The following is a 12,959-nucleotide window of genomic DNA, read 5'->3' on the forward strand; positions in this document are numbered from 1 at the left end:
TTATTCTCCGTGCAGCCGGCGCGCGTCGATCACGTCCGGCAGTTGGTTAAGCTTGGACAGTACCCGGCCCAATACCTGAAGGTTATAAATTTCTATATCCATATCAATGGTTGCCAGCTGCTGTTTAATGTCGCTGCGGCTGGCCACGCCCAGGACATTGACCTTTTCGTTGGCCAGGATGGTGGTGATATCGCGCAGCAGGCCGCTGCGATCGTTGGCCACGACCCGCACCACCAGCGAGTAGCCGCTGGAATAGCTCTCGCCCCAGACGGCGTCGACGATGCGTTCCGGCGCGTTGGCCTGCAAATCCGCCAGTTGTTCGCAGTCGGCGCGGTGAATGGAAATACCGCGGCCGCGGGTAATAAAACCGGTGATCTCGTCGCCGGGTATCGGCTGGCAGCAGCGGGCGATATGGTGCATCAGGTTGCCGACCCCCTCCACCACCACCCGGCCGTTGTCTTTCGAGCGCGGCACCGCGGACGGTTTTTGCGTCAGCTGCTTCAGCGCCGCCTGATCCTGCTCTTCCGGGCTCGGCTTGTTCAGCTTGCCCTGCAGGAAGTTGATCATCTGGTTGATGCGCACATCGCCGCCGCCGATGGAGGCCAGCAGTTCGTCCAGCGTATTGACGTTATAGCGCGGTAGCAGCAGCTTCTCGGCTTCCTTGATGCTCAGGCCCAAATGCGCCAGCTCATCGTCCAGCAGCTGGCGGCCGGCCAGGATATTTTTGTCCCGGTCCTGCTTGCGGAACCAGTTATGGATCTTCGAGCGCCCGCGGCTGGTTGTGACATAGCCCAGGTTGGGATTAAGCCAGTCGCGGCTGGGATTCGGCTGCTTCTGGGTGATGATTTCCACCTGGTCGCCCATGCGCAGCTGATAGGTAAAGGGCACGATACGTCCGCTGATCTTGGCGCCGATGCAGCGGTGTCCCACATCGCTGTGGATATGGTAGGCAAAATCCAGCGGCGTGGAGCCGGCGGGCAAATCGATCACGTCGCCTTTCGGGGTAAAGACGTAGACCCGATCGTCGAACACCTGGCTGCGGACTTCGTCGAGGATTTCCCCGGAGTCGGCCATCTCTTCCTGCCAGGCGAGCAGCTTGCGCAGCCAGGCGATACGCTCCTCATAACCGGAGCGCACGCCGCCGGTGGCGGTGGCGCCTTCCTTGTATTTCCAGTGCGCCGCCACGCCCAGTTCGGCGTCCTCGTGCATTTGCCGGGTGCGGATCTGGATTTCCAGCGTTTTGCCGCGCGGTCCCAGCACCACGGTATGGATGGACTGATAGCCGTTGGGCTTGGGGTTGGCGACATAGTCGTCAAACTCGTCGGGCAGATGGCGAAAATGCGTATGAACGATGCCGAGCGCGGCATAACAATCCTGCAGCCGCTCCACCACCACCCGCACCGCGCGCACGTCAAACAGCTCGTCGAATTCCAGCGATTTTTTCTGCATCTTGCGCCAGATGCTGTAGATATGCTTGGGCCGCCCGTAGATATCGGCTTTCAGCCCTTCTTCCTTCATAGCGTCGCGCAGCGAGGCGACAAAATCGTCGATATATTGTTCGCGATCGATACGGCGCTCGTGCAGCAGTTGGGCGATGCGCTTGTATTCATCGGGGTGCAGGTAACGGAAGCAGAAATCCTCCAGCTCCCATTTGAGCTGGCCGATGCCCAGCCGGTTGGCCAGCGGCGCATAGATATTGGAGCTTTCTTTCGCCGCCAGGACCCGCTCGTCCTCCGGCGCGTCCTTTAATTCACGCAGATGGGCGATACGCTCGGCGAGCTTGATGACCACGCAGCGGAAGTCTTCGACGATGGCCAGCAGCATGCGCCGGACGTTATCCACCTGCTCCGGCGCCATGGAGTCGTTAGTCGTGGCCTTTAACTGGCGGATAGCATCCATATCGCGCACGCCGTGCACCAGATCGACGATTTTTTTGCCGAACTCCGCCTCCAGGACCGACTCTTCCACCACCTCGCTGTCGGCCAGGGGAAACAGCAGGGCCGCGCGCAGACTGTCGCTGTCCATGCTGAGCATGGACAGGATCTCCACCATCTCGATGCCGCGCCAGAGTATCAGCGCGGCGTCGGGGTGATCTTTACATTGCTGCTCGCAGTAACGCCAGGTTTCGGCCAGCCGCTCACTTGACTGCGGGTTGGAAAGACCCAGACTGGCAACCCAGTCTTCGGGGACAAACTCGCCCGCTGTATTCAAATGCGCACTTCTTACCGCAACCATATCCACTCCCTACTTTGCACAGACGCCGGAATCTTTTAAAAACAACGTCATCGATTCAAGATGTCCGCTATGTGGAAACATATCCAGCATAGCAACGCGCGCCGGGACATAACCCGACGCCATCAACACTTTGCTATCCCGCGCAAGTGTTGTGGGGTTACAAGACACATAAACGATACGCCGGGGCGACCAGGCGGCGATATGGGACATAACGCCCAGGGCACCGGCACGCGCCGGGTCGAGCAATATTTTATCAAATCCCCGGTCGGCCCAGGACTTGGCTGCCACATCCTCTTCCAGGTTGTCATGAAAGAAGGTGACGTTACTCAATAAATTCTGTTGTGCATTATATTGCCCATTCGCCACTAACGCCGCAACCCCTTCCACGCCGATAACCTGCCCGCAGCGTTTCGCCAGCGGCAGGGTAAAATTGCCCATGCCGCAGAACAGATCCAGCACCCGCTCGTCCGCCCCGGGCTCAAGCCATTCCAGCGCCAGCGCCACCATGCGGCGGTTGACCTCATCGTTGACCTGGATGAAATCCCTTGGACTGAACTGTAGACGCAAATCGTCAATTTGGTATACCGGCGGTTCGCCCCACAGACATTCCAGTGAATCGCCGCCGGCGGCCAGCCACATCATGACCCGCCGGCGCGAGGCAAAGTCCAGCAGCCGCTGCCGGTCTTCGCCGGCCAGCGCGTCGAGGTGGCGCAGCACGACCAGCGGCCCGTTATCCGCCATCACCAGTTCCACATGCCCCAGGCGCTTTACCGCCCTTAGCCCCGCCAGCAGCTCTTTCAGCGGCGCCAGCAATTGCTCCAGCCCGCCGGCCAGGATCGGGCAACGGGTAATATCCACCACGTCGCTGGACCTGGCCTGGCGATAGCCCATGGCCAGCGCGCGGGATTTTTGCCGGTACTCCAGCCCCAGGCGCGCGCGCCGCCGGTAGCCGTAGGCGTCCGCCCCCACGCTGACGACGTCGCCGATGGCCGCGCCGGTTTCCCGCGTCAGCAGCGAGCGCAAAGTGGCGGCCTTGCTGCGCTGTTGCAACTGCTGGCTGATATGCTGCTGCTGGCAACCGCCGCAGACGCCATAGTGCGGACAGCGCGGCGTGACCCGCTGCGGGCTGTCGTTTAACCTTTTGGTCACCCTGCCCCGGCTAAACTGGCGTTGGTCCTCGGTAATGCGCACCTCGGCCTGTTCACCCGGCAGCAGGCCGGGGATAAAAATCGTCTTGCCCTGGTGGCGCGCCACGCCCTGGCCGAAACCATCCAGATCGTGACAGGTCACGTTAAGGGTTTGCTGTGTCGCCACGCGACGGTTTGCAGAGTAGAATTGCGCCATAATTGCTTGTAACGGGTTTCCTGAATAGCCGGGTTATCATTCTCCCATATTGGAACGCTATGACCAAATACAGCTTGCGCGCACGGATGATGATCCTGATCCTGGCGCCGACGTTATTGATCGGTTTATTGCTCAGCGCATTTTTTGTCGTTCATCGTTATAACGAGCTGCAAAAGCAACTGGTGGACGCCGGCGCAAGCATTATCGAGCCGCTGGCGGTGTCGACCGTATATGGCATGACCCTGCATGACCGCGACTCGGTGCGCCACCTGGTGAACCTGCTGCATCGCCATCATTCCGATATCGTGCGCTCGATAAGCGTGTTCGACGCCAACAATAAATTGTTCGCCACCTCCAACTACCATCAGAACCTGAATCAACAGCAGTTGCCGTCGGGCAGCCCACCGCCCGGTGAGCTGACCCTGACGCGCCTGGGCGGCTCGCTTATCATGCGCGCGCCCATCGTTTCCGAAGACGATTTGCCCGACCCGGCCAACCAGGCCGACACCCGTATCGCGCCGCTGGGGTACATCGCCATTGAGCTGGACCTGGATTCGGTACGGTTGCAGCAATACAAGGAAGCCTTTGTCTCGACGCTGCTGCTGCTGCTGTGCCTGTGTATCGCCATGCTGTTCGCCTATCGCCTGATGCGCGATGTCACGGGACCTATCCGCAATATGGTCAGCACCGTCGACCGCATCCGGCGCGGCCAGCTCGACAGCCGGGTGGAAGGCTATATGCTCGGTGAGCTCGACATGCTGAAAAACGGCATCAACTCCATGGCCATGTCGTTGACGGCCTATCATGAGGAAATGCAGCAGAATATCGATCAGGCCACCTCGGATTTGCGCGAGACCCTCGAGCAGATGGAGATCCAGAACGTCGAGCTGGATCTGGCCAAAAAGCGCGCCCAGGAAGCGGTGCGCGTCAAATCGGAATTCCTGGCCAATATGTCCCATGAGCTGCGCACGCCGCTCAACGGCGTCATCGGTTTTACCCGGCAGACGTTAAAAACGCCGCTGTCGCCGACGCAGCGCGATTACCTGCAGACCATCGAGCGCTCGGGCAATAACCTGCTGAGCATCATTAACGATGTGCTGGATTTTTCCAAACTGGAAGCCGGCAAGCTGATCCTGGAGGCGATTCCGTTCGCGCTGCGCGCCACCCTGGACGAGGTGATTGTCCTGCTGGCGCAGACCGCCCATGAGAAGGGGCTGGAGATCACCCTGAACGTGCAGCAGGACGTGCCCGACCGGGTGATCGGCGATCCCCTGCGGCTGCAGCAGGTTATTACCAACCTGCTGGGCAACGCCATCAAGTTTACCGAGCAGGGCAATATCGATATCCGCATCGAAAAGCACGGCGCCGAGAATAACCAGATGGAACTGGAGGTGCAAATCCATGATACCGGCATCGGCATCGCCGAGCGCCAGCAGTCGCAGCTGTTCCAGGCGTTTCGCCAGGCCGACGCCAGCATTACCCGCCGTCACGGCGGCACCGGACTGGGGCTGGTGATCACCCAGAAACTTATCAAGGAGATGGGCGGCGATATCAATTTCCACAGCCAGGTGAACCACGGCTCGTCTTTTTGGTTCCATATCCCCTTGCAGCTTAGCGGCGCGGGCGCCGCCGGCGCCCCGGATTACGCCCATCTGCGCAATAAGCGTTTGGCGTTTGTCGAGGGCAATCCCGCCGCCGCCCAGGCGACGCTGGATATGCTGCGCGCCACGCCGCTGGAGATTAACTTTAGTCCGACGCTGGCGCAGCTGCCGGCGGGGCATTATGATATTTTGCTTATCGGCAAGCCGGTGACGCAGCGCAGCTCGTTAATCGAGATCAAGCGCGAGCTCGCCGTCGCAATCAACATCGCCGGTTGCGTTATCCTGGCCTTGCCCAGCCCCTCCATGGTGGAGGCGGAGCAAATCAAACGCATGGGCGCCTTCGCCTGCCTGGCGAAACCGGTATCCGCCAGTCGTTTTTTACCCTTGCTGCGCGCGGAGCCGCGGCTGGCCGCCCCGGTGGTAAACCCGCCGTCAAGTTCGCCCCGCCTGCCGCTGACCGTGATGGCGGTGGATGACAATCCGGCCAACCTGAAGCTTATCGGCGCGCTGTTGCAAGAGCAGGTGGGACAAACCATCTTGTGTGAAAACGCCCGCGAGGCGCTGGCCTATGCCGATAGCCATCACTTGGACCTGATCCTGATGGATATCCAGATGCCGGAGATTGACGGCCTGCGTGCGCTTGAACTGCTGCGCCAGCTGCCGCTGCACGCGCACACCCCGATCGTGGCGGTCACCGCCCATACCCTGGGCAATGAACGGGAAAAACTGCTCGAGGCGGGCATGGACGATTACCTGGCCAAACCCATCGACGACCTGATGCTGCAGCAACTGCTGGCGCGCTACGGCGCCGGCGGCGTGGAGAAGCCCCGGGCGGGCGAAGCGCCCCAGGACGAGGACGAAGACGCCACCCTGGACTGGCAGCTCGCGCTGCGCCAGGCCGCCAATAAACCGGACTTGGCCCAGGATCTGCTGGCCATGCTGATTAATTTTTTGATCGACGTAAAACTGCGGGTGACCGCCGTGGTAAACGGCGTTGAGGACCCGCATATCGGTGAGTTGATTCATAAACTGCACGGCAGCTGCAGCTACAGCGGGGTGCCCAGGCTCAGGCAGCTCTGCGCCGCTATCGAACGCCAGCTGCGCGCGGGCACGCCGGTGTCGGCCCTTGAGCCTGAATGGCTGGAAATGCTGGATGAAATTGAAAACGTGACGCTGGCGTCCGAGCCCTTTCTGACCCATTAAGCGCTGCCGGTCAGGTACCGGTCGGCGTTATGAGTTGTCGATCGTGCGCGGTAGAACAGGCACCGCCCGGCATAATGAAACGGGTCGCCGCCTCGCCGGCCGGACTCCCCGTTTGCCCTGATGAATGTGGGCTGTCTGGTTTGCCGGTCAGGACATCTGCCGGGCAAGCTTGATGGTGGCGGCGATATTACGCGCGGTCAGGCGTACATTGGCGGCGGCGTTTTCCAGCGCTTCCTCGAGCGTACAGATCTCGTACAACACGCTGAATACCGCGTCCAGACCGTGCTGGTGCACTACGCCCACGTCGGCGGTCAGGCTGCCGGCGATGCCGATAACCGGTTTGTTATAACGTTTGGCGACCAGCGCCACGCCGATCGGCACTTTACCGTGGATGGTCTGGCTGTCGATGCGCCCTTCGCCGGTAATCACCAGGGTGGCGTCCCTGACCAGGGCGTCCAGTCCCAATGCTTCGGTGACGATTTCAATCCCCTTGCGCAATTCCGCGCCGCAAAACGCCTGTAATCCCGCGCCCATGCCGCCGGCCGCGCCCGCGCCGGGGATATGCTCGACGTCTTTATCCAAATCACGTTTGATAATGGCCGCATAGTGCCCGAGCGAGGCGTCCAGTTGGCGGATCATGTCGGCCGTCGCGCCTTTCTGCGGGCCGAATATCGCCGTTGCCCCTTCATCGCCGGTCAACGGATTGGTGACATCGCAGGCGACTTCGAAACGACAATCCTTGATGCGCGGATCCAGGTTGGCGATATCGATACGCGCCAGCTTGTCCAGCTCGCCGCCGCCGTAGCCAATCTGCTTACCCTGCCCGTCGAGCAGTCCACCGCCCAGCGCCTGCACCATGCCCGCGCCGCCGTCATTGGTGGCGCTGCCGCCGATGCCGATAATGCAATGCTTAACGCCATGATCCAGGGCGCAGCGGATCAGTTCGCCGGTACCGAAAGAGGTGGTCAACAGCGGATTGCGATCGCAGGCACGCACTAATTCCAGCCCGCTGGCGGCGGCCATCTCGATAAACGCGGTTTGCTTATCACCGGACAGGCCGAAAAAGCCGTCCACCTGCTCGCCAAGCGGGCCGGTGACCCTGACGTTGACAATTTCACCTTGGGTGGCCGCTACCATGGCCTCCACGGTACCCTCGCCGCCATCCGCCACCGGCAGTTTAACGTAATGGGCATCGGGAAACACTTCACGAAATCCCTGTTCAATCTGCGTTGCGACCTCCAATGCAGACAAACTTTCTTTGTAAGAATCCGGTGCGATTACTATCTTCATAGACTACCTGCGCCTGTTGAGCTGAAGCCGGCGAAATGACTGTTTCGCCGCCTGATGGGGCGCCGCGGCGGCGCCCGACCAATTAACGCCGTTTGACTTCAACCTTGGCTAATTTTTCATAATAGCAGGCCAGGGCGCTATGATCCGCGTTGCCCAAATCGTCCTGCTTCAATGATTGCATCATTTCCATCACCGCCGCGGTCAACGGCAGCTGTGCGCCGACGCCGTGGGAAGTATCCAGCGCATTGGCCAGATCCTTGATATGCAAATCGATGCGGAAACCCGGCTTGAAGTTGCGATCCAGCACCATCGGCGCCTTGGCTTCCAGTACCGTGCTGCCGGCCAATCCGCCGCGAATGGCCTGGAATACTTTTTCCGGATCGACACCGGCTTTGGTTGCCAGCACCAGGGCTTCGGACATAGCGGCAATATTCAGCGCGACGATTACCTGGTTGGCCAGTTTGGTTACGTTGCCGGCGCCGATATCGCCGGTATGCACCACTGAACCCGCCATGGCTTTCAGCAGATCGTAATGCTTGTTGAACAGGGCTTCATCACCGCCGACCATTACGGACAGGGTGCCTTCGATGGCTTTGGGTTCGCCACCGCTGACCGGGGCATCCAGCATGTCGATGCCTTTTTCCGCCAGGGCGGCGGCGATTTCACGGCTGGCCAACGGCGCGATGGAACTCATATCGATGACCAGGCAACCGCGTTTAGCGCCTTCCACCACGCCGTTTTCGCCCAGCACCACGTCTTTGACATGCGGGGAGTTCGGCAGCATGGTGATAATGATATCGGTTTGTTCGGCCACGGCCTTCGCCGTGTCGGCAGCGGTGGCCCCGGCCGCAACGACTTCAGCTACCGCATCGGTATTGCGATCCAGCACCACTAATGAGTAGCCCGCTTTCAGCAGGTTTTTGCTCATTGGTTTTCCCATGATGCCTAAGCCAATAAATCCAATTTTCATTACTATTACCTCTTAACGCTTGCTATAAAAATGTAGGGCGCGTCAAACGCGCCATGTCAGTTATTTTTTAAATTTATCGCACAAAGCCTGGGTACCGCTGCGGAATACGCCGTTATCGCTGCCCACCGCGACGAAGGTTGCGCCCCACTCCAGATAACGGCGCGCGTCGGCTTCCACCGGCGCCAAGATGCCGCTGGGTTTGCCATTGGCCTTGGCACGGGCAAAAATATGGCGGATAACGCTTTGTACTTCCGGATGGCTTGGCTGCCCGATGTAACCCAACGCGGCGGACAAATCGCCCGGGCCGACAAAGATACCGTCGACGCCGTCAACGGCGGAGATGGCGTCGATATTATCCACGCCCTGCTGGCTTTCGATCTGCACCAGTACGGTGATATTGTCGTTAATGGTGGCGTAGTAATCCGGCACCGTGCCAAACATATTGGAACGATGGGAAACCGATACGCCGCGGATGCCGGCGGGCGGATAGCGGGTGGACGCCACGGCGCGCAGCGCCTGCTCTTCGGTTTCGACAAAGGGGATCAGGAAATTATAAAAACCAATATCCAGCAGGCGTTTGATAATCACCGGCTCATTGGTTGGCGGACGCACCACCGGCGCGCTATGGCTGCCTTTAAGCGCCATCAGCTGCGGAATAAAGGTGGTAACGTCGTTAGGCGCATGCTCACCGTCCAGTACCAGCCAGTCGAATCCCGCCAGGCCCAACACTTCCGTGGTAATCGGATTTGCCAGCGCGCACCAGCAACCAATCTGGGTTTCCCCCTGAAGCAGCCCCTGGCGAAAACGGTTAGGCAGTAGTGGAGTGTTCATAATTTACCTCTATGCAATGAAACAAAATTTAGCGGGCCCCAACCTGCCGGGCCCGCGATATCAGGATTTAACCAATACCAGTCGCTTGATTTCGCCGACCACCACCAGGTAGCACAGCATGGCCGCCAGGGCGGAACAGCCGACAAAGATCAGCGCGGCGTTGAATGAATGCAATTCCTTGACCATATAACCGATGGCCAGCGGCGTAACGATGGAGGCGACGTTGCCGAACACGTTGAATATGCCGCCGCACAGGCCGATAACTTCTTTCGGCGCGGTGTCGGAGATAACCGGCCAGCCCAGGGCGCCAAACCCTTTGCCGAAGAACGCCAGCGCCATCAGCGCCACCACGATCACCGTATTATTGGTGTAGTTACACAATATAATGCTGGTGGCCAGCAACATGCCGACCACGATCGGTATCTTGCGCGCCACGGTTAACGAGTGGCCGCGCTTGATCAGAATATCGGACACCACGCCGCCCAGTACGCCGCCGGCGAAACCGAACAGCGCCGGAATCGAGGCAATCAGGCCGACCTTCAGGATGGACATGCCCTTATCCTGCACCAGGTAGATTGGGAACCAGGTCAGGAAGAACCAGGTAATACTGTTGATAAAATACTGGCCGAAGAACACGCCAAGCATCATGCGGTTGGTCAGCATCTGCTTCACGTAATCCCATTTCGGCCCGTCTTTTTTGCCGTCTTTCGGCGCATCCATATCGACCATGGCGCCGCCGGCGGAAATATAATCCAGCTCCTGCTGCGAAACGCTTGGGTGTTTATTCGGGTTTTGAATGTATTTGATCCACACGATCGTCATGATAAAGCCCAGTACGCCCATGACGGTGAACACATGTTCCCATCCCCAGGTGTAGGTCAGCCAGCCAAGGATCGGGGAAAATATCGCCAGGGCGAAATACTGTGCCGAGTTAAAAATCGCCGACGCGGTACCACGTTCAATGGCAGGGAACCAGGCGGCCACGATGCGGGCATTGGCCGGGAAGGAAGGCGCCTCGGAGAAACCCAGCATAAAGCGCAGGATAAACAGCGTCATCGCCCCGTAAGCCACCGGGAAAAAGCCGACGAATCCCTGCAGCAGCGTAAACAGCGACCAGAAAAACAGGCTATAGGTATAAACGCGTTTGGACCCGAAGCGGTCCAGCAGCCAGCCGCCGGGAATTTGCATGATCAGGTAGGCCCAGCCAAACGCGGCAAATATCTGCCCCATTTGCCCGGCATCCAGCCCCAACGTCTTGGCAACGTCCGAACCGGCGATGGAAAGGGTTGCCCGGTCCGCGTAGTTAACCGCGGTGACCAGAAAGATAATTAATAAAATCACATAACGCACATGTGTTTTTGTTTTACTTGATACCAGAGGTGTAGTGCTCATTGAATACGCTCTAATCAGGCGATAAACTTCGAAAACACAAAAAATCAGTACCACGCTATTTTTTGCGTTGCGCTTTTTTATCGTGAGTTAATATTTACTCGTAAGAGTTTTTTTATTTCACCGGTAAGCCGGTTGGTGTCTTATTTCACTGACACCCCTAGTATAAAAACCATAGCGAAAAATGGCACTGTGCATAAGCACAACAATGAGACTATAAAACACCATTTTTTTGGACATAGGCACGGCAAAGCACGACCGTCGTCACGTTATTTTTTACCCAGGATTTTGCCTGCGTGGAAGGGTGACCTTTATCACAATCTACTGAACATATGACAAATAAATCGCTGGCATAACCGCTCAAAATTATGCATTTGCACAATGAGAAGTGTCACCGTTCCGCATATAATATCCTCATCACCCGTATTGTTATCCTGGCTGAATCCTGGTTCGGGTTATAACAACAGATTAGTATTTGCGGAGACGTTTATGTCATCAACAATAATGACCAATGCGGAAAAGGCATTGTACATCAAGGTTCACGTCGACGATAACGTCGCGATTATCGTGAACAACAATGGTTTACCGGCCGGCACCCAATTTTCAGACGGCTTGACATTAATCGAGCATGTTCCGCAAGGGCACAAAGTCGCCTTGCGGGATATCGCTACCGGCGGCGATATCATACGTTATGGCGAAGTGATTGGTTATGCCTTGCGTGAAATCAAACAGGGCAGTTGGATTGATGAATCGCTGGTCGAGATGCCGAAGGCCCCGGCGCTGGAAACTCTGCCGCTGGCCACCAAGGTCCCGCCGACGCTGCCGCCGCTGGAAGGGTATACCTTCGAAGGGTATCGCAATGCCGACGGCAGCGTTGGCACCAAAAACCTGCTGGGCATTACCACCAGCGTACAGTGCGTGGCCGGCGTGGTTGAATACGTGGTTAAACTGATTGAACGCGATCTGTTGCCAAAATACCCGAACGTAGACGGCGTGGTCGGGCTCAGTCATCTGTACGGCTGCGGCGTGGCCATTAATGCGCCCGCCGCCGTGGTGCCGATTCGCACCATCCACAATATCGCCCTTAATCCTAATTTCGGCGGCGAAATCATGGTGATCGGCCTGGGCTGCGAAAAGTTGCCGCCCGAACGCCTGCTGGCCGGTACCGAGGATCAAATTCCCATCGCGGTGGAACGGCCGGGAGTAAGCATCACCCGTTTACAGGACGAGAAACACGTGGGCTTTAAGTCCATGGTGGATGATATTTTGCAGGTGGCGGAAGATCATCTGCGGCGTCTGAATTCCCGCCAGCGCCAAACCTGCCCGGTATCCGATCTGGTCGTGGGCACGCAGTGCGGCGGCAGCGACGCGTTCTCCGGCGTTACCGCCAATCCGGCGGTGGGTTTTGCCTCCGACCTGCTGGTGCGCTGCGGCGCCACGGTCATGTTTTCCGAAGTCACCGAAGTACGCGACGCTATCCATCTGCTGACGCCGCGGGCGGCCGACGAGCAGGTTGGACGTCGGATGCTGGAGGAAATGGCCTGGTATGATAACTACCTTGACGATGGTAAAAGCGATCGCAGCGCCAACACCACCCCTGGCAATAAAAAAGGCGGCTTGGCCAATATCGTGGAAAAATCGCTCGGATCTATTGCAAAATCGGGCACCAGCGCCATTGTGGAAGTACTCTCTCCCGGCCAGCGTCCGACTAAAAAGGGACTGATTTTCGCCGCCACTCCCGCAAGTGATTTTATTTGCGGTACCCAGCAGCTTGCCTCCGGCATTACCGTACAGGTATTCACCACCGGCCGCGGTACACCCTACGGTTTGGTCGCCGTGCCGGTGATCAAGATGGCGACGCGCGACGCGCTGGCCGATCGCTGGTTTGATTTGATGGATATCAGCGCCGGTTCCATCGCCACCGGCAGAGCAACCATCGAAGACGTGGGCTGGCAATTGTTTGAGCTGATCCTGGATATCGCCAGCGGCCGCAAAAAAACCTGGTCCGATCAATGGGGTATCCATAACGCCCTGTCGGTATTCAACCCGGCGCCGGTGACCTGATCCACGACCACTGCCCCCCTTTGATATTGGTG

8 protein-coding genes are annotated in these 12,959 nt (G+C 58.4%); 2 read left to right on the forward strand and 6 right to left on the reverse strand.

The features are described 5' to 3' along the window. Entirely contained in the window at positions 1-2,235 is a 2,235-nt protein-coding gene (gene relA, locus GRH90_RS00330; RefSeq protein ID WP_162363909.1) for a GTP diphosphokinase, read from the reverse strand. 9 nt (positions 2,236-2,244) lie between these two features. Then, entirely contained in the window at positions 2,245-3,579 is a 1,335-nt protein-coding gene (gene rlmD / locus GRH90_RS00335; RefSeq protein WP_162363910.1) for a 23S rRNA (uracil(1939)-C(5))-methyltransferase RlmD, read from the reverse strand. 59 nt (positions 3,580-3,638) lie between these two features. Here rlmD and barA point away from each other — a divergent pair, with 59 nt between their 5' ends. Further along, entirely contained in the window at positions 3,639-6,383 is a 2,745-nt protein-coding gene (gene barA, locus GRH90_RS00340; RefSeq protein ID WP_162363911.1) for a two-component sensor histidine kinase BarA, read from the forward strand. Positions 6,384-6,530: 147 nt separating this feature from the next. Here the strand turns inward: barA and GRH90_RS00345 are convergent, their stop codons facing one another. From GRH90_RS00345 to GRH90_RS00360, 4 genes are all read right to left on the reverse strand, one after another. After that, positions 6,531-7,673, reverse strand: coding sequence for a glycerate kinase (locus tag GRH90_RS00345; protein WP_162363912.1), 1,143 nt, complete (start codon positions 7,671-7,673; stop codon positions 6,531-6,533). Between the two features lie 82 nt (positions 7,674-7,755). After that, the gene (gene garR / locus GRH90_RS00350; RefSeq protein WP_162363913.1) at positions 7,756-8,643 is read right to left on the reverse strand and encodes a 2-hydroxy-3-oxopropionate reductase; all 888 of its coding nucleotides are present in this window, start codon (positions 8,641-8,643) and stop codon (positions 7,756-7,758) included. A 60-nt stretch (positions 8,644-8,703) separates the two neighbouring features. Further along, positions 8,704-9,474: a 2-dehydro-3-deoxyglucarate aldolase gene (garL, locus tag GRH90_RS00355; protein WP_162363914.1), complete on the reverse strand. Its 771-nt coding sequence runs from the start codon at positions 9,472-9,474 to the stop codon at positions 8,704-8,706. 60 nt (positions 9,475-9,534) lie between these two features. Beyond that, positions 9,535-10,866: an MFS transporter gene (locus tag GRH90_RS00360; RefSeq protein WP_162363915.1), complete on the reverse strand. Its 1,332-nt coding sequence runs from the start codon at positions 10,864-10,866 to the stop codon at positions 9,535-9,537. A gap of 486 nt (positions 10,867-11,352) precedes the next feature. On the opposite strand from GRH90_RS00360, the gene garD reads away from it, so the two are divergent. Next, positions 11,353-12,927, forward strand: coding sequence for a galactarate dehydratase (gene garD / locus GRH90_RS00365; RefSeq protein ID WP_162363916.1), 1,575 nt, complete (start codon positions 11,353-11,355; stop codon positions 12,925-12,927). Positions 12,928-12,959: the final 32 nt, after the last annotated feature.

The organism is Acerihabitans arboris, assembly GCF_010131535.1.
Classification (GTDB): Bacteria; Pseudomonadota; Gammaproteobacteria; order Enterobacterales; family Enterobacteriaceae; genus Acerihabitans; species Acerihabitans arboris.

Excerpts from the sequence above, each read along its gene's own strand:
- barA (WP_162363911.1), top strand. The coding sequence starts at position 3,639 with ATGACCAAATACAGCTTGCGCGCACGGATGATGATCCTGATCCTGGCG.
- garR (WP_162363913.1), bottom strand. The coding sequence starts at position 8,643 with ATGAAAATTGGATTTATTGGCTTAGGCATCATGGGAAAACCAATGAGC.
- garL (WP_162363914.1), bottom strand. The coding sequence starts at position 9,474 with ATGAACACTCCACTACTGCCTAACCGTTTTCGCCAGGGGCTGCTTCAG.
- relA (WP_162363909.1), bottom strand. The coding sequence starts at position 2,235 with ATGGTTGCGGTAAGAAGTGCGCATTTGAATACAGCGGGCGAGTTTGTC.
- garD (WP_162363916.1), top strand. The coding sequence starts at position 11,353 with ATGTCATCAACAATAATGACCAATGCGGAAAAGGCATTGTACATCAAG.
- GRH90_RS00360 (WP_162363915.1), bottom strand. The coding sequence starts at position 10,866 with ATGAGCACTACACCTCTGGTATCAAGTAAAACAAAAACACATGTGCGT.
- rlmD (WP_162363910.1), bottom strand. The coding sequence starts at position 3,579 with ATGGCGCAATTCTACTCTGCAAACCGTCGCGTGGCGACACAGCAAACC.
- GRH90_RS00345 (WP_162363912.1), bottom strand. The coding sequence starts at position 7,673 with ATGAAGATAGTAATCGCACCGGATTCTTACAAAGAAAGTTTGTCTGCA.